We start from the raw sequence: 18,631 nt of genomic DNA on the forward strand, positions 1-18,631 counted from the left end.
AAATTGACTAAGTTGCAAGGTCTTTATTACATTAAATGTTGAAGGCAATTATCGTATCTTAGGCTCCTGATTAGAAACATTAAAAACTTAAAATAAATATTATTTTCATATGGAATTACCAAAATTCATCCTCGGCGACAACACTGATTATCCAGAAGCTATTTACATTATACATACGGAATTTCCGAGATTTATAATAAATCTTGAGGATGATGACGTGGAATGGTTGGAAGAGTTTGATGAACACGATGAAAAGGAGATCACCTCTGAAACCGAAAACTTGATCCAACAGGCTACCGATTTCTACGATCGTGAAATTGAAAGATACAATGCCTAATGATTGACCAAATTCTACAGTTAGACACCGAGGTGTTCATCTATTTAAATAGTTTGGGGACACCAACCTGGGATCCCTTTTGGTTGGCCTATACTTCCAAATTTAATTGGATACCATTTTATGCGGTTTTGCTTTATCTCATCTCCAGACAAATGCAATTAAAGGGCATTGGCATCACTTTGGTCATGGTGGCGTTAATGATTTTGGTAACAGATCAGGTGACCAATCTTTTTAAAGATGGTTTTGTCCGACTCCGGCCTTGTCATTTAGCCGAATTGATAGATGGAATGCGATTGGTTAAAGCCACGTGTGGTGGTCGATACGGCTTTTTCTCTGGGCACGCCTCTAACACGATGGCGGCGGCTTTCTTTATTGGACTCACCTTAAAAAAACGCTTTAAGTATATGCTATACTTTCTCATCATCTGGGCACTTTTAATGGGCTATAGCCGCATTTATATCGGCGTCCATTATCCGTTAGATGTCGTATTGGGTACCTTATTTGGTGTGATTACAGGAACATTCTTTTATAAGCTGAATGGTTTCCTGATTGATAAGTTTAATGCGAACACTCCTAAAAAGACCGTAGCTTAGTGTTTATGCACTAGTTAGAATAGAGCAGCAGCTTTTAGTCTGCTAAATAAAGAAATCCGTCATGTTGAACCTATGAATGTCGACCTGACGGGTTTTTTATGAGGTGGCGTCATACATACGCGATTAATAAGTGAATTTTTGATTGTCCGCAACATATCATAAAGCTCTTATTTGTGACATTCTGATAAATTATATATGTAGCCACTCAAAACAAACATTTGTTTTTATTCTGCGATTATCTGTGTGATCTGCGGGATACTCAAATTTTTTCATGGTTTTGTTTCCCGCTAATTTCGCAGATATTCGCTGATGTTTTGATCGTATGAAAACACGGATATACAAAGTGAATTTTATCATAATTAGAGTGATCAAAACCCGGCGCCAGAGCATTTAGAAATCTTAGTTTTATACAAACGCACTATAGCCAGTAATCGCTCTGCCGACAATTAAGGTATTGATTTCTTTGGTGCCTTCATAGGAGTAAATGGCTTCTGCATCGGCCACAAAGCGAGCCACGTTGTACTCCAGTAAAATACCGTTTCCGCCCATTACTTCCCGTGCCTGACTCACCACATCTCTAGTTCTCAGAGAGCAGAAAACTTTGGCCAAGGAGGCGTGTTCATCCGTTAATAAGCCTTGATCTTGTAATTCTGATAAGCGGTACACCATCGTTTTCATGGCGGTTAAATTGGAAAGCATTTCTACCAAGTGGTTCTGCACCAATTGGAAGGAGGCGATAGGTTTTCCAAATTGCTCTCTTTTTTTGGTGTATTTTAAAGCGTTTTCATAAGCGCCTCTCGCACAACCTACGGCCTGCCACGCAACACCTGCTCGGGTCATTCGCAATACCTTGGCGGTGTCTCGGAACGAATTTGCATTTTGAAGTCGGTCCTTTTCTTCAATTCTACAGTCCGATAAGGTGATGATGGCGTTTTGAACGGTTCTCAGAGCCATTTTATCTTCCATTTTTTCGGTAGAAAATCCTGGGGTTTCTTTTCTCACCAAAAAACCTTTCACTTTATTAGTCGTTTCCTCTCGTGCCCATATTATTGTCACATCGGCAAAAGTGGCGTTCCCGATCCACTTTTTCTGTCCATTTAGCACCCATTCATCACCCTCTTGGCGACAAGTAGTTTCCATGCCACCTGCAACGCCACTCCCCACATTGGGCTCGGTAAGGCCAAAGGCACCTATCAGTTCCATTTTTTGCATTTTTGGGAGCCATTCCTGCTTTTGTTCTTCACTCCCGCAAAGGTAAATGGAACCCATTGCGAGTCCGCTATGCACACCAAAAAATGTGGAAATCGACACATCTACGCGTGCGAGTTCTTCAGCGATAATCCCTTCCATAATAAACGGTAGGTCCGGGCATCCGTAACCTTTATATGCTACTCCGCAAATATTGAGCGCTGCCAGTTTGGGAATGATCTGCATCGGAAATTGGGCTTTATTCCAATACTCATTGGCGATAGGTTCTATTTCATCCTCCATAAAATTGCGGACTTTCATCTGAATAGCGCGCTGTTCTTGGGTCAATTTCAAATCTAAGTCATAAAAATCGCCATCAATAGGTGGGAGTTGGTGTTGTCCCTTTTTGCTCTTTTCTGAGAGCATTTTCATGAGCCCATCCAGCTGTTTGTCATCCAACTCTCCAACAGTTTTCATGATTTTGGGCAAGTCTATTTTTTCGGAAATTTTACTGAGGTCATCAAAATCCACTTCTTTCATGAGTTGGATGATCGACTTTATTTTTGTGAATAGTTTCATGGTGCTTTTATAAGTTAAAGGTTAATGGTTGAAAAGTTAATCATTTCCAATTGACTATGAAATTGAAATTGAAATCTAAATTGAAGTTGAAGTTGAAATTGAGAATTTGGCTAATCAGACTTTATTTCAAACCCAATAACACTTCTGCGGCAGCGAACGGGGATGTCGTGCCATTTTCAATATGCTGCAATTGAATTTGCAATTCTGCTTTGATGGTTGGGTTATTGTAGAAATCAGATTTTAGCCGGTCTTCGATAGTTTGAAGCAGCCAGAACTTATTCTGTTCGTTGCGATTATGATTGAAAAAATGGGATTCTTTAGAAAGCTCCAAATAAGCTTGAATCAATTCCCAAACATCGGGAATACCTTCGTTTTTCAAGGCACTTGCTAGCAGAACTTTAGGTTGCCACCCAGATTCTTTGGGAGGATAGAGGTGAAGCGCCCGATTGAATTCTACTTTGGCTGTTTTAGCATGTTTCAGATTGTCGCCATCGGCTTTATTAATCACAATGGCGTCTGCCATTTCCATTATGCCCCGTTTTATACCCTGCAGTTCATCGCCGGCACCTGATAATTTGAGTAATAAAAAGAAATCTACCATACTGTGCACTGCCGTTTCACTCTGACCAACACCAACCGTTTCAATTAAAATAGTATCAAAACCAGCCGCTTCACATAAAATAATAGTTTCCCTACTTTTCCGGGCTACGCCGCCAAGAGAGGTGCCTGAAGGGGAGGGCCTAATAAATGCATTGTCGTCCTTAACCAGATCCTCCATTCGGGTTTTGTCGCCCAAAATAGAACCATGGCTCAAGGTACTGCTTGGGTCGACGGCCAAAACCGCCACCTTCTTTCCTTGTGAGGTCAGAAAAGTCCCAAAAGTTTCAATAAATGTACTCTTGCCTACACCAGGAACTCCGGTAATGCCAATACGTACGGAGTTGTTCGCATAAGCCAGGCACTCTTGTATAATGGCATTTGCTTTTTTGAGGTGTAAGGGATTGGTGCTTTCCACCAAGGTGATCGCTCTGCTTAAGGCCGTCAGGTTTTTAGCTAGAATGCCTTTAACCAAATCGGCTGCTGAAGGTTGTGTCTGACGTTTGTTTTTTATAGCTTCTATAGCGCGCTGGTTGGTGGTTTCTGGTTCAGAAACGCCTTCATTTTCGTGTAAAGCAGAAGATTTGCGCGAATTAGTCAAACTGTTTTATTTTCAATATAAAGATTAAAATCCATCAAATAGTGTGTTTTCCGGACTATTCAGGTTGCACCATGCTGACCTCCATGGGAACTTCAATTTTAGTGTGGTCCCAAGCCATGGTTAATTTTAGGTTATCTGTGGTGTTATCAAAGGCAATGGTAAATTGCTCCACAGTATTATCTAAATTTATAACAGGGACTTCTACTTCTATAAGGTCAAATTCGGGCTCTCGCATTGGTTGCATTTTTTCATCCACACCCCATGGATATTCCTTGGTGTTGAAGTAAACAATCCATGTACTGTCTTTAGGCACCGTCCAAAGGGTATAGGTGCCCAAAGGCAACGATTTCCCATCTACCAACAAGTTTTTATTGGTGCTAAAGGTGGTGGCTTCGTTGGCTCCTGTACGCCATACTTTATCGTAAGGCACCAATGCGCCAAATATTTCGCGGCCTTTTTTAAAAGGTCTGTTGTATTGAACCTGCAGCCTCGTGTCATTTAACTCAAACTTTACCGCGTCTTTGGGACTTAATCGTTTCGAAAAAATGTCCTCCACAAAATGAGAGTATAAAAATAATCCTACAGCCACTACAGCAAGGATAATTAAAAGGCGTTTCAAAAAAGTATTCATATGGTAATGTTTAAACCTGGGTTAAATATAAATTAAAAAGCTTGCTCTGTAAAGCTCTTAACGCTGTTTTATGAAAAGATGGTATGTTGCTCATGAAATTATCAATTGAAAGCCTCAAGTTTCTTTTCAGGGTCAAATTTATCAAGAAGTTTGCCATTGCCGTAAAATAGTGATGGATCTTTTTTGGCTCATAGTCTTAAGATTATAGACTTATGATGTGATGGGCAGCATCGTACAATACTGTGTTGTTAAAAATTTAATATGTATTTAAGGCAATGAATTAGGCCCTGTTTTGGCTGGACTACAACTAATTACAGTTTTTAATCTTTTGTATCATAATATCGCGTACTTTTGCGCCCTCAAATAAAAATTATAATGAAGCGCATAAATGAATACAAAAAACTCTTTGGAGTAGAAACTGAAGTCGACTTAAAGACTTTAAAAAAGAGTTACCGCGATTTGGTGAAAGAATGGCATCCTGACAAATTTCAAAATGGTGATGCATTGCAATTGGAAGCCGAATCTCAAAGTCGCAGAATTATTGATGGGTACCACTTTTTAGTGAGTATCGCACCAGAAACTATTGCTGCTAACTTAGATAATTATAATGAAACGATAACCAATTCAGGTATTGCAGATTATACCCATAAAGGTTTGTTGCTAGAAATCACTTTTCAGGACGGCACCACTTATGAATATTTTGGAGTGACCAAACCGGTGTATATCAAAATGATTAACAGCGATAAATTGAATCGTTTCGCAAAGCGCAGTATTTATCCTAATTACGTGTATAGAAAAGTAAAACGAAGCTTGGCAGAAGCTTAGTTTAATAACATTAAAAGACCTTAGTAGCACATTTCCTGAAATGTCATTTAAGGTCTTTTTTTGTTTTAAAATGTAAGTCTCCATTCAAAAACTTCCCATTCCCAATTTAACGAGCTCGTTTTTTAAATTTTTCAACTCGTATTAAGGCAATAATGGCGACAGCCACTACTACCGCCGTGAGGATGTAAATAAAATTCGGTACCGGTACAGGATCTCCAGCGGCATAACTGTGTAAACCCGTGAGGTAATAGTTCACTCCAAAAGACGTCATAATGATGGAAGCAAACGCAAACACACTGGCCACGTTGAGTGTAAAGCGACTGTTAAGTGCGGGCACAAGCCTTAAATGCAACACAATAGCATATACAATAATCGAAATTAATGCCCAAGTTTCTTTAGGATCCCATGCCCAATAGCGACCCCAAGATTCGTTGGCCCAGACCCCGCCCAAAAAGGTGCCTATGGTTAACACAAACAATCCTATCGTCATTGAAATCTCATTGATATACGTGAGTTCTTTTATCCGAATATCAATTTTATAGGCTGTGCTTTTTGTTTTTATAATCATTAGTACCAAAGCCATAAATCCCAATACTGCAGATAAGGCCAAGGGTGCATAACTGCTCACAATGGTGGCCACATGTACCTTTAGCCAAAATGACGACTTTAATACGGGCATAAGGTTGGTGATTTCCGGATTTAACCAATCTAAATAACTTACAAAGAGGAGCGACCCGGTAAACAGCGTAGCTAAGGGTAAAGAAAAATCAGATTTACGGAACGTTAATAATCCACAGAGCATGAGCACCCAAGCCACAAAAACCATCATTTCGTAACCGTTGCTCCAAGGTGGATGCTGAGCAATATACCAACGGAGTAAAATATTTCCTGTAAAAATCAAGAAACTGATCAATGCCACCACTACGAGTATATTCCATAGGATATCTATAAATTTCTTCTGCACGAAAATTTTTGAAAGCGCCAAGACCAACATGATGAGACCAATGGTGAAAAAGGTTTGGAACAACCAGAAATTAAGATTCATTTGGTTATACCATAATTCCGCTTCCACGCGCCTTTCTGTTGGAATAATATCTTTGCCCAGTGTGCTTTGGTAGGTGTCAATGTAACTCAATTTGTCATTGGCACTGGCCCAGTTTTTGGAAGCGATATCATTAAAATACGTCCGGGTAATATTCTGTACAAAGAGACCATCCTCTGGGGGAAAATCATCAAAGTGATGGGTATAGCTAAACCAAGTGTCTTTTTCATCTAAACTGTTTGGAAAAATTTTCAAATAATTACCAGAGAAAATATTGAATAAAATATTAAAGCGCTCATCAACTTTGATGACTTCTTTATCAAATTCATTTTGCTCCGCCGGTTTTTTAGCGTGGGCATCCTCAGCTAATTTTGCCAATACATAATCGCCATCAGGATTTATTAAATGATCGAAAGAAATATAGCCATCATCTGTGATTTTGAGAGGTTTAAAATAGTTGCCACCCTTTTTAGCGTCTATTTTAATGACCGGTATTTTCTGCCAAGCTCCTGGAGACACATGCATGGCTAAAAATGCCTGATTGGCATCCATACTTATGTTTCCTTCTTCTGATGGATAGCTATAGGTGGTTTTGCCGTAAATTTTTCTTAAAAACTCAGAAGCTAGGGTGTTGATGGGCTTGATCCTTCCATCAATATCCTGAACTAAAATACGACCAAACAAGTCAGAGTGTTGTTTGTCTATGTGTTGATTGATCACCAATTCAGTTACTGAAGGAATCGAATCATTTTGCATTGGTCGTTGGGCAAACGTTCCAAAAGAACTCAATACGCCCAAAATAAATAACGGAGCGTACTGCTTAATTTTCTTTAGCTTTTTACTGATTATGGTAAAGCGCGTACTTTTTCCGAAGAGGGTAAAAAACATCCCAATCATCAAAAGAAAATAACCAATATAGGTTGTAACAGTGCCTAATACATCGTGATTAACGGCCAGTAGGGTGCCTTTTTCGTCCGTGTCATAGCTCGCCTGGTAGAATCTGAAGCCGCCATAATCCAATACATTGTTCATATAGATACGAAATGGCATCTGAGTTTCGCCATCTAAAACTATGACTTCGCTGGCATAGGAAGAGGGACTCTCAGATCCGGGATAGCGTTCCAGTTGAAAATCATTCAACTTTACCGCAAACGGAATTTCTATAGGCATGGCGCCATAAGAAAAACTAAGATTGATGTTGTCTACGGTAATGGCATGTGAAGTTGGTAAAAACCCTTTCCGATAGAGTAGCATTACTTCTTCTGTTTTATCGCCAACGGTCACATTAAGCACCACAGCATCATCTTTTGTAGGATCATTATCATGGGGTTTTTCAGACGTACTGACTAATTTCATGCTGCCATTCTTGTGGAATGAGATGGGCACAAAAGATAAGTCGCCTTGTCTATATAAGGTTTTAAGCGTCATTGGTTGGAGCGAATCTCCCTTCAAAACACCCGCTTTCTGATCAGCCATCACAAAGAAATCAAGAGGATGGGGAGAGATTATTTTAAACTCGCCATTATCTTCAATAATATTGATGATCCCTTCTTCTTGGGCTTCAAATCCTATTTTGTGTTTGTGCGGGCCAATAGCTTCTATTTCACCTTTACTTAAAAAAAGGGTTTCTCTACCGTTGCCCGAGGTAGTGACCATTTGTAATAACGGTGTGCCTTTCTTGCCATCATCAACAATTTCAGGTAAGGCGTCCGCCACAAAATCTTTTAAGGAAATGGTAATGGGCGTACCTTCTAAATCTGTTTCTATAGAGAAATTATTATCGTTTAAAGGGGAAAATTCCTTTTTCTTTTCTAGGTGCCTCGTTTTTGAACCGTTGGAAATATGAACTTGTAGATAGTTCTTATCTGAAATTATAGTATTTGAACTTTCGCCTTCCCTAATACGCATGATCCCTCCGTAGGAATCATATCTTGTAATTCCTGCACCAATTATGATGATGATAAAGGAGAGATGAAAGAGTAGTACAGCCCATTTTTCTTTGCGCCATAAATTGTACTTAAAGGTATTTGCTAAAAATGAAAGCGCCAGGCCAACCATGACCAATTCAAACCAGAGGGCATCATATATTTTTATCCAAGCGGTATCTGTGCCAAAATCATTTTCCACAAAAGTTGCGGTAGCCATGGCTACCGCAAAGATTAAAAGTAAAATTAGGGCTAATACAGATGACGAAAATAAGCGGTAAATAGATTTCATAGGGTGTAATCCGGCTTAAGTAGGCCGTTAATTGGATTTTAACTGTGTTCGATACACACTATTAGTTGTTGTTGCTAACTACTTTTTTGGAGTCCATTTTAGCTTCTCGGGCTTTTGCCTCTTCAAGCCATTTTGGCAAGGCATTGGTTTTAAACTTCTCTTTTTCATTTATCAATTTCTCCATGTCGAGACCAATGAATTTTTGAGCTTTTTCTTTAGAAGAAATGTCTGGCATTGGTACCGGATCAGTATAGCCCAAGTTCGCTAACAAACGTACCAACTTTACACGGGCGTCTTGCGCTTCTGCAAGTCCACTACCCAACACTCTACCCACTTCTACTGGAGAGTGGAATGAAGCGCCATGAGATGCTGCTGTGTAATCCCAACGCCATTGGGCATGTCTGATGCTCATTAAAATGTCTTTCATTTGCGCATCGGTAGCACCCAATTCCCAAGCTTTTCCGGCTTCAATATGGGCTTTTACCAAAAGATCCTCCAACTTAATCCGGTTTTCGGTGGCTTTACGCTGTCTGTCATAGACATTCTCGATAAGCTTATCAGATTCCTCTCTGTGGCATACCTGACAAGAATTGGCTACATTATTTAAAGGCGATTGTAAGTGGTGATCTGTAAATTTTTGTCCGCCTTCACTTTTATAAGGCATATGGCAATCTGCACAAGACACCCCGCGATCGGCATGCACGCCGGTCAGGTAGGTTTCGTAATCTGGATGCTGTGCTTTAAGCATGGGTGCTTTACTGATAGAGTGGGTCCAATCTGAAAATTCAATATCGTCATAATATTTTTCCATGGCTTCAGAGGTGAATCCATTTTCCCAAGGAAAGGTGAGGTACTGTGTGCCTTCGCTACCTGGTTTGTTCTTGTCAAAATAATACTCCACATGGCATTGTGCGCAAACTAAAGAGCGCATTTCTTGATGTGTGGCTTGAGTAATGTCTTTTCCCATGGCCTGAAAAGCTTCAACTAAAGCTGGTCTGGTAATACGTAGCTTCATATTATTAGGATCATGGCAATCTGCACAACCTATTGGATTAACCACCTCAGAAACGTTTTCTGCCCAGGTACCGCTATAAAATTCGGCAACACCTTTTTCTTCCATTAGCCGTGGTACATCTGGTCCTTTACAGGTCCAGCAGGTGGCCGGCATTGGACCGTCCTCTTTATCTTCCGGTCCACCAGTTCGTAATGTATTGTGAATATCATCGATGGCATAATAATGTCCACGTCCTTGCGAATAGTCTTTGGAAAAACCATAACCTGCCCAGAGCACGACTAATCTGGGGTCTTCCTCTAACATATCGCGCATGGAAGAGCCGCCTTGGTAAGTGGTAACCGAAGTGTCAGCAGTTTGTAAATACGATTGGTATTCCCTTGGGTAGTTTTTGCCCCATTCAGCATTTCTTGGCTCATTTTCACCAATTAAAACGTTAGGCACATACTTGTATTTGGCCTCACTTTTTCGATTAATAATACTTGATGCCAGTAGTCCTAATAAAAAGACGACTATAATTGTGACGACGAAGAGAACTTTATTTTTCATAGTTGTTGCGGTTTATTGTGCTTCAATTTCTTTGGCTAGCCATTCCGGGATTACCGTTTCATCCTGATCAGTTGGTAATGGGGCAATATTATACTTTACGGTTGACAAGCCGTGTATGCGACCATGCGGGACCTCTTTATGACAGGACCAACAGGCTCTGTCCGTTCGGTTTTCTTTATGGTTGTCAATCCAACCATCATATTTTACTTCTGTAACCTGTTGTACGTGGCATCTGATACAATTGTTCTGAACAACTTCTTCTGAGGCTTCCCGCATAGTAATTACATCAGGTTCAAGTCGGGCCGTAAAGACTGCCGAGTGGTATAAGCCGTCTTTAGCCTTAAAATAATAGGAATTAAACACATTGTCCTGAGGTACATGACAGCCATTGCAAGACACCCATTCTCTGTGAGAGCTATGCATCCAACTATTATACACGGGCGTCATAACATGACAATTTACACAGGCTTGCGGATTATCTGATAAATAAGATACTACTTCAGCTTCTCGTATTATAAAAAATCCCATACCAATAATAGCGGCAATCGCAAAAACGGCAAATGTGCGCCACGACGAGCCTTTTTCTGGAAGTATTTTATAGTTAAACTTCATATACCTTGTGAATTGTAGGTTAAAAATAGCACACAGATCAGTGATTAGAACTGATAATTGTCATATTTTAATAAAAGATAAGGCTTTAAAAACTAATTCGTTGTGATGAATATTAAGAAATATTTAAGAGTCTCTACCCAGCGCCAATTATAAGGAGTTCTAAGTGTTTAAAAATCAATGGGTATGGTGTGAAGGCCTTGGTGGGAACGGAGAATTGGAGCATTTTAAATGAACACCATGTCATCATTTAGAATGATTCTAAAATACGGAGTTCCGCAGAAAGGAAGCACTTTACGGTCTGCTTTTAGATTTTTAAAACCAATTTTAGAGCTACATACCTTGATTGAAAAACTTTTGTTAAACTTGAAATGAAGCTCTAAAGAAACTTCTATATTTCGGAGCCTTATGGCATTCGATGCTGAATATACTACCAATTCATAATAGCAGACATTCCTGATTCCGGACAACGTATTGGAACGCCTGAGCCCATGTTCACAATTTATTTTTGGATATATTTACAATTCGATAGTATTAACTAAAACTGAGACACTCTTGAAGATTACAGCAGCTTACACCGATCTATATCAACTTACCATGGCCCAAGTGTATTTTAAAACCAAACCAGATGGGCGGGCAGTTTTCGATTATTATTACCGAAGCAATCCGTTTAATGGAGGCTACGTCATTTTTGCCGGATTGGAAAATGTACTTGATATTCTGGAAAATTTAAAGTTTGTTGACTCTGATCTGGAGTTTTTGGAACAACATGGTTTTGAGCAGGAATTTTTGGATTATTTAAAGGATTTTCGATTTCATGGCACGATCCGTTCCAGTCAAGAAGGGGATGTCGTATTTCCTAACCGACCAATACTACAGGTGGAAGCAAATATTATAGAAGCCCAAGTTATTGAAACCATGCTTTTAAACCTTCTCAATTTCCAATCCCTGATCGCCACCAAGGCAAACAGAATCAGGCACAGTGCTAAAGACGCCACCTTATTAGATATGGGTCTAAGACGTGCGCACGCTACTGGGGGGTACTATGCTTCTAGAGCAGCAGTAATTGGTGGATTTGACGGGACCAGTAACGTAAAAGCCGCGGAAGATTTTAATATTACAGCTTCGGGTACAATGGCGCATTCCTTTATCCAAAGTTATGGTGACGAGTTGCAGGCCTTCCGAGACTTCGCTAAAGTGCGACCAAAAAATTGTGTCCTGCTTATTGATACCTATAATACACTGCGCAGTGGATTGCAGAATGCCATTACGGTGGCTAAAGAGATGGAGCAGGAGGGGGAACAACTGATGGGGGTACGTTTGGACAGTGGCGATTTGGCTTATTTGGCCAAACAAACCCGGAAAATTTTAGATGATGCTAATTTGGGTTATGTGAAAATTGTGGCCTCTAATCAATTGGATGAATTTGTGATAAAAAGTTTAAAAGATCAAGGGGCGCCTATTGATATTTATGGCGTAGGCACCAATTTGGTCACAGGCAAACCTGACGCTGCCTTAGGCGGTGTATATAAATTGTCTGAATTTAATGACGATCCGCGGATAAAATTGTCCGAAAATATTATAAAAGTGTCTTTGCCCTATAAAAAACAGGTGTATCGCATGTTGGATAAAGCCGGCATGTTTTACGGGGCTGATGCTGTGGCTATGTTTACTGAAGATACGATAGAACAAATGGAGCACCCGTTTGATGCTACAAAACATATGAGCTTAAAAGGTTTTGAGTATGAAGCCTTACTACAAGAGGTGATGACGGATGGAAAGCGCATCAGCATGTCACGCACGGTGACTGAAATTGCCGCCTATTCTAAATCGCGTTTAGAGAAACTGCCTGAAGAATATAAACGATTTCAAAATCCGCATATTTATAAAATTGGGCTTACCCCACAACTGAAAAAAGAACGTGATATATTAGTCTTAAAACATAAATTCTAAACACCGATGAAAACCCTTCTCATAATTGATGTGCAAAATGATTTTATGCCCAGTGGATCACTCCCAGTACCTGATGGCGATAAGATTGTTCCGATAATTAATGCCATGCAACCTAAGTTTGATTTGGTGGTGGCTAGCCAAGATTGGCATCCGCAGGATCACATTAGTTTTGCTTCCAATCACCAAGGTAAAGCTATTTTTGATGAGATAGAACTCCATGGAAAACCACAAACTTTATGGCCTGATCACTGCGTACAGGGTACAAAAGGTGCTGATTTTCATCCAGATTTACATACTACCCAATGGGAAGCTATATTCCGTAAGGGTACCGATAGAGAAATTGACAGCTATAGTGGCTTTTATGACAATGGGCACCTTAAATCGACCGGATTAGCGGGTTATTTAAGAGAAAAAGGCGTATCACAATTGTATTTGTGCGGACTTGCCGCAGATATTTGTGTGTACTTTTCCACGCATGATGCTTTTAAGGAAGGCTTTGCCTGCTTTTTTGTAGAAGATGCTTCCCAACCTTTGGATGTTGAAGGTTTTATAACCTTAAAAAAGAAGATGGACTATTTAGGAATTCAAATAATTTCTTCCGCAGATATTCAGTAATTATACTTTTATCTAAATAAGTAAAACCCCATACTGCCTTGTGCATTATGGGGTTTTACATTCTTATTAGTAAAGGTGAAATTTCAGTTATTTAGACTTTTTAATGTCATACTTCTCTTTATAGTAAGCTATAATCGGAGGGAAGGGACCAAATTTGTGTTGCTCCGCCGTAAAATTATCTTCCCATGGTCCGTAAGGTGTAGAGACCGGTTTTAATTTTAAATCCGGATAATCTTTATCCTTATTTGCCTTTTCTGGACGCTTAAAACTATTGATATAGCCAGCCACATGATAAGCTTCTTCATCTGTAAGCACAGGATTATCTCTAGTGGCTAATAAATAGGGCATATTCGCTTTGATAAATTGTGCTGCAGTCAGCACTCGGTTCATCCCCGCACCGTCATTAAAAGTATCATCACCCCATAGCGGTGGATACACATACCCATCCTTAAAATCTGCATGTTTCAAGCCTTGACCATCTTCTTGATGACATTCAATACAATGCGTTGTAAATATTTGTTGTCCTTTGCCCAAATCGACCGCCATATTTGGTGGCTCTAAATTAGTGTAGCCGGAAACGTTTTCAACTTCATCTTCCGGAATGCCTTCACTCAACCAATCCATATACGCGACCATAGCTTTCATTTCTCTGGAATCTATATCAAGTTTCTCACCGTTCATGCTGCGTTCCATACAGCCGTTTATCCGGTCTTGAATGCTTCCCATAGCATTGGAGCGCCCGCGAAACGAAGGATAACGCTGTGTAACACCAGCCCATGAACCAGAACCCGGCCGATTACCGGAATCCAAATGGCAACTTGTGCATTTCAGATTATTACCTGATAAACGCATTTGTGGGTTTTCTGCTTGTGGCCCCAAATATTTTTGGGTTTGGGTAAGTAAGTCGTAACCATACTTTACGTCAGGCATGATAAAGGCATTGGCCATATCTTCGTCAACGTTCCGAGGTTGCCAAATGGTTATGGTACGCTCTGACTTTTTAAGCGCTTCAGGGTGCTTTTGAAAATAATATAATCCAAGAAACACTACGGCCATTAAACCGATCAGTCCTGCAATGATTACCGCTACGCGTTTTGTTAATATTTTATAGTTAAACATATGATTGTGTGGTTTATTAATTTTAAAATTAAGAAATATATCACAGAAGTTTAACTCATTTAAGTTGAATGATAATGAGATTAAAATACGACAACGTCCGGCAAGAAGGATTTGTACTATGATTTAGTCAAAAGATGAATCACGCATGCGTTTCAATTTACGATTGCCCAATCTGAATTTGACCTTTAACTTTTGCTTTCTAGCCTTTGCATTGTTTTGATCTTGTATAAATTGCAGATAAAATTTTGATCCTGCCTCTTCAAATGTGGTCTTTTCCGGAAAATTTAACCCATCGTTACGTTTTAAATTTTTCCACGGTAAGGACAACCAAATATTAGTATAAGAATTCAGTTTTAAGCGGCCTTCAAAAAATAAGTGAATTGCTGAAGATTGAATTTGGGTTCTAGGAATAATGATTTCGCCATTTTTAATTTCAAAAGTTTGGGCAATAGGCCTGAATCTTAGGTTTTTGAATCTTTCAGAACTCAGCAACGGAATACTTTCCATGAGCGGTTTATAATTATAGAGCAAAAGGCTGTCGATTTTCAGTTCGAGACGACCATTTAAGGAGTTCATATTAACGTGGCCTTCATTGTTAGCAGTGCCGTCAGCAATAAGTCGGTAATTGATGATGCCTCCAATCTGATCCGCTTCTCGCAAACCCTCATCCTTAAAATAGTCGAAGCGGGTCACCAGTTCGTGGAGGTCCATGTCCTGAACGTTCATGTCAATACGGACCGGAGTGTTCTCCCCGGCCATGATTCCAACATCCACGTTCAGGGCAATTTTACCCCCATAAAAATCGAGTTGGGTATCCTTTAAACTAAAGTGTCCTTGGTTGTCAAATTCGAGTTGCGATTGATAATCCGTGATTCGGAATTCTTCGTGTTTTAAGGTGTCGACTTTAATGGCGATGCCTGGATAAAAAGAGCTATTGATTTTAGTCAACACTTCTTTCCATTTTTTAAGGTTTAAAGCTTTTTTTATGGTGTCTTTTTGAATTTTTGATTCAGAGCCTTCCAAAAACTCCTGAATGTTGGCAGTGTCCAGATAAGGTGCGTAAATAGAAAAGTCGGAATTGTGCTGGCGCTGTGTCGCGGAACCATTGATGAATTCTGAAAAATTATCAATTGCTCCCGAAAAAAACACGGAACTCTTGCCAGGGAGTTGGATATCCAACGTCTTTAAAGTGGCTAAATCATTGTGTATTTGCAAGTGCAGACTATCCACCGGAATTTGAAGATCAGCCGCTTTAAAATCGACTAAAGTTCCGCTGATTTTTAGATCACCGGAAGCTTCAGAATTGAGCAGTTGTAAGTCTTTTGATTGTCCTTGGTAGTTCCCGTAAAATTCAAATTCGCCCGATTTAAACACAAAATTGGTAGTTTTAAGATAATCATTTAAATCTTCCGATTTGCCTTTCACTTGAACTGAAAAATCGAGATTAAAAGGATTATCATTCTTTAAGTTTATTTGACTGTTATGGGCGTTGATTTCACCTTGTACGTTGGCCGTAGTGGATTTGTATTTTAAATTGAGATGGTCCAATTTAAGAATGGAATCATTTTCAAAATACACTTGCGCAGCAATCTTCTCCGTGATGAGATCTCTGAATTTTAGAGAATCAATAGCCAATTTAATTTCAGGATTGAATTTATTGACATCCTTAAAAATGGCGTGTAAGGCCCGTTTATTGGCAGATGATACAGTGTCTTCTGTGGTCAGGGAATTAATGGTTGATAAAAGTTGATCACCATCAAAAAATGGTGCGGAAATTTCTAAGAATATAGAACCTTCTTCTGTAATGTCATCCAACAGGAAATTAGGAAATTCCTTAATGTGTCCATTGAGTTGGATAGGCTGAAAATCGTCTATTTCTAAGTTAAACTGCTTTAAAACGATATCGGAACGGTCTACCAACAGCGCTAAAGAATCGATTACAATAGCCATATCGGCGGGTGGATAATGCAGTTTGGTATTGGTCAGTGTCAAGTCGCCTTGAGCATTTTGTAAAAGTTCACTAAAGGCACGAACATTGCCGTTCACCTTGCCATTAAACTGGTAACGTCCGGAGTCTATCCGGAACAATTCGATATTAAACAACTCCTTAAACACCTCTAAAGACCCTTCGGAAGTGGCCTCCGCATTCATGAAAATAGCTTCCTTAAGGCGACTTTCTGGAGGATATACCTTAACACTGCCTTTTAAATTCGTCACCGCGTCATCGTAATTAAAACTAAAATTGCGTAATACAATAGTTTCAGGATCGGCGAGTTGAATGTTCGATTTTACATCAGTGATCATCACCTCATTAAAGGTTAACGCTTTAATGTCTAATCTAAACTGTGGGTGGAATTGACTGTATACCGCCTCTAAGGTTTCGTGTAGGTTTTGTCTATCAGAATTTTTGGAATTGCTCTCAGGTACAAATTCCTGAGCCATTACGATCACTTCTGAAATGTTGAGGTTGTCTGAACTTAACACAATATGACTCGTAGTGGGTGCAACGGGCGACTTTGACAAGAGTCCAGCGATGCTTTTTAAGGTGCCTCTAAAAACTAAATTTTCGCCGTTGGGCAAGTTAACGATCAATTCACGTAAAATAGAATTCTCTTTTTGAAGATCTACTGAAATGGATTGGATAGGGAGTTGAAGACCATTCTTTTTGAGTACAACTCGGGTGTTTTGTAAATCAAAGCGTCCAGTAGCCTTGTTTAAAATTTGGTAAAGATTGGGAATATCGCCAGAGATGTTTGTCTGCAACTGAAAATTTCCACCAATAAAATCGAAATTATCGGTTTCTATAAGCTTGGCTAAGGTTTCGTTTTTACCATTTAAACTTACAGTGGCCTCTACGAAATTCGCTGCTTCGGGTGTGCTTTGATAATAGGAATTGACCGTGGTCATTTTAATATCTTCAAACTCCCCATTCAGCATATCAAAAGTCACTTTGATGTCTTGGGGCGATTTCTTCAAGCGCTTGATACTGTCTGTGCTGTAAATATCCGTAGTTAAAGTTCCGGCAAAGGCAGCATTTTTTAAATGAATTTTATCAAATATGATGATCTCATTATTGATGGTCGAAAAATGGGCATTCACATCCGGATTGTTCCCGAAGGCAAATTTACCCGCGATTTTGATCTGACTTTCAAAAGGTTTTAAGATGTCATAATCGTTTAATTTAATGGCAATACTATCGCTCAATAAACGCTTAACGGTTTTAAAATCGGTAGCCTCATTTTTTAAATCAAATTCAAATCCATTGGACTCGGCAAGGTCGAAAAGGGCGGAAAGTTGAAAAATCTGATCATCAATATGCAATGGAAACCTAGGAATTTGAATGGCGTCTGTCTCGAATTCAATATTAAAATCAGGCTGGCCAAATACACGGGCATTCTTTAAAAAACTGCCTTTTTTAGTGTTAAAACCCAGGTGATGGACGGTAATGTCCAGATCCTGATGGCCTTTTAATCGCAATTCATCTGCCTTAAAAGTAGTCTTTGAATGATGTATATGAAGGTCAAAATGTTTATTTAAAATCGTGTCTTTGCTCGTAAATCTGAAATTTTCCAAAACCAAGGTCGCACCTTGCTGATGTAACCACTTGGGGAGTTTAAAGCCTTGCTTGTCCTTTTGCTTGTTGCGTTTTAGAGCCTCATGGTAGGCCAGGGGGCGGGTAGAAATGACCTCTGAGGTGAAAATTGCATTTTTAATATTAATTTTTCTAAAAATAAAATCGCCTCTCAACAGGTTTCCCGCGCCAATGATTACTTTGGCTTCTTCAATAGCGAGGGTGGAGTAGTGATCTGTAATAGAATCATTATTGGTGTGCTGAATGTCTTTAAGCGTAAACCCCAGATTAGGAAACCCGCTAAGAAAACTCGCATTCACTTCGCCAATAACCAAGGTGCCAGAGGTGTTGTTCGCGTACCACTCTTGCACCATATCGATCACGCTATCCCTATTAAACCATCCTACCGTAAAGAGCCCGATGGGGAACAGCACAATTACCGCAAGCACAATTAAGATGCGTCGCAACCAGGTTTTGGGCCGTTTAGTGCTAGGTTTAGGTTTTGGGGGTGTCAATTTTGAAATTTATGGTAAAATAAGCAGAAAAATTGGCTTGGAAAACATTAGCAAGAAAATACTTTCGCGGTGGTAGAG

At 39.6% G+C, this 18,631-nt stretch carries 13 protein-coding genes; 5 read left to right on the plus strand and 8 right to left on the minus strand.

The window, feature by feature from the left end; translation table 11 throughout:
* The first annotated feature begins 109 nt into the window (after positions 1–109).
* The gene (locus tag ES711_RS14695; RefSeq protein WP_146894066.1) at positions 110–337 is read left to right on the plus strand and encodes a hypothetical protein; all 228 of its coding nucleotides are present in this window, start codon (positions 110–112) and stop codon (positions 335–337) included.
* The gene (locus tag ES711_RS14700; RefSeq protein ID WP_146894067.1) at positions 337–930 is read left to right on the plus strand and encodes a phosphatase PAP2 family protein; all 594 of its coding nucleotides are present in this window, start codon (positions 337–339) and stop codon (positions 928–930) included. The genes ES711_RS14695 and ES711_RS14700 overlap by 1 nt, the downstream gene beginning before the upstream one ends.
* 405 nt (positions 931–1,335) lie before the next feature.
* On the opposite strand, the gene ES711_RS14705 is transcribed toward ES711_RS14700, so the two are convergent.
* The 3 genes from ES711_RS14705 to ES711_RS14715 form a co-directional block, all read right to left on the minus strand.
* The gene (locus tag ES711_RS14705) at positions 1,336–2,697 is read right to left on the minus strand and encodes an acyl-CoA dehydrogenase family protein (protein WP_146894068.1); all 1,362 of its coding nucleotides are present in this window, start codon (positions 2,695–2,697) and stop codon (positions 1,336–1,338) included.
* Between the two features lie 121 nt (positions 2,698–2,818).
* Positions 2,819–3,895, minus strand: coding sequence for a methylmalonyl Co-A mutase-associated GTPase MeaB (gene meaB, locus ES711_RS14710; RefSeq protein ID WP_146894069.1), 1,077 nt, complete (start codon positions 3,893–3,895; stop codon positions 2,819–2,821).
* A gap of 55 nt (positions 3,896–3,950) precedes the next feature.
* Positions 3,951–4,526 (minus strand): DUF2911 domain-containing protein, encoded by a 576-nt coding sequence (locus ES711_RS14715; protein ID WP_146894070.1) that lies wholly within the window; start codon positions 4,524–4,526, stop codon positions 3,951–3,953.
* A gap of 375 nt (positions 4,527–4,901) precedes the next feature.
* On the opposite strand from ES711_RS14715, the gene ES711_RS14720 reads away from it, so the two are divergent.
* Complete coding sequence (locus ES711_RS14720; protein WP_146894071.1) at positions 4,902–5,351, plus strand: KTSC domain-containing protein; 450 nt, start codon at positions 4,902–4,904, stop codon at positions 5,349–5,351.
* Positions 5,352–5,457: 106 nt separating this feature from the next.
* On the opposite strand, the gene ccsA is transcribed toward ES711_RS14720, so the two are convergent.
* The 3 genes from ccsA to nrfH all read right to left on the minus strand — a co-directional run bounded on the left by ccsA (position 5,458) and on the right by nrfH (position 10,783).
* On the minus strand, positions 5,458–8,610 hold the full coding sequence (gene ccsA, locus ES711_RS14725; RefSeq protein WP_246139211.1) for a cytochrome c biogenesis protein: 3,153 nt from the start codon (positions 8,608–8,610) through the stop codon (positions 5,458–5,460).
* Positions 8,611–8,671: 61 nt separating this feature from the next.
* Complete coding sequence (nrfA, locus tag ES711_RS14730) at positions 8,672–10,171, minus strand: ammonia-forming cytochrome c nitrite reductase (protein WP_146894072.1); 1,500 nt, start codon at positions 10,169–10,171, stop codon at positions 8,672–8,674.
* A 12-nt stretch (positions 10,172–10,183) separates the two neighbouring features.
* Positions 10,184–10,783, minus strand: coding sequence for a cytochrome c nitrite reductase small subunit (nrfH, locus tag ES711_RS14735; RefSeq protein ID WP_146894073.1), 600 nt, complete (start codon positions 10,781–10,783; stop codon positions 10,184–10,186).
* Between the two features lie 552 nt (positions 10,784–11,335).
* Between nrfH and ES711_RS14740 the strand changes: the two genes are divergently transcribed.
* Together ES711_RS14740 and pncA are read left to right on the plus strand one after the other, a co-directional pair.
* A complete protein-coding gene (locus tag ES711_RS14740; RefSeq protein ID WP_246139212.1) occupies positions 11,336–12,733 on the plus strand; it encodes a nicotinate phosphoribosyltransferase in 1,398 nt (465 codons plus the stop codon).
* A gap of 6 nt (positions 12,734–12,739) precedes the next feature.
* On the plus strand, positions 12,740–13,348 hold the full coding sequence (gene pncA / locus ES711_RS14745) for a bifunctional nicotinamidase/pyrazinamidase (protein ID WP_146894074.1): 609 nt from the start codon (positions 12,740–12,742) through the stop codon (positions 13,346–13,348).
* Between the two features lie 87 nt (positions 13,349–13,435).
* On the opposite strand, the gene ES711_RS14750 is transcribed toward pncA, so the two are convergent.
* Positions 13,436–14,467, minus strand: a complete 1,032-nt coding sequence (locus ES711_RS14750; RefSeq protein ID WP_211363101.1) for a c-type cytochrome — start codon at positions 14,465–14,467, stop codon at positions 13,436–13,438.
* Positions 14,468–14,590: 123 nt separating this feature from the next.
* Complete coding sequence (locus ES711_RS14755; RefSeq protein ID WP_146894075.1) at positions 14,591–18,553, minus strand: AsmA family protein; 3,963 nt, start codon at positions 18,551–18,553, stop codon at positions 14,591–14,593.
* Positions 18,554–18,631: the final 78 nt, after the last annotated feature.

It is taken from the genome of Gelidibacter salicanalis (assembly GCF_007997285.1).
Taxonomy (GTDB): Bacteria; Bacteroidota; Bacteroidia; order Flavobacteriales; family Flavobacteriaceae; genus Gelidibacter; species Gelidibacter salicanalis.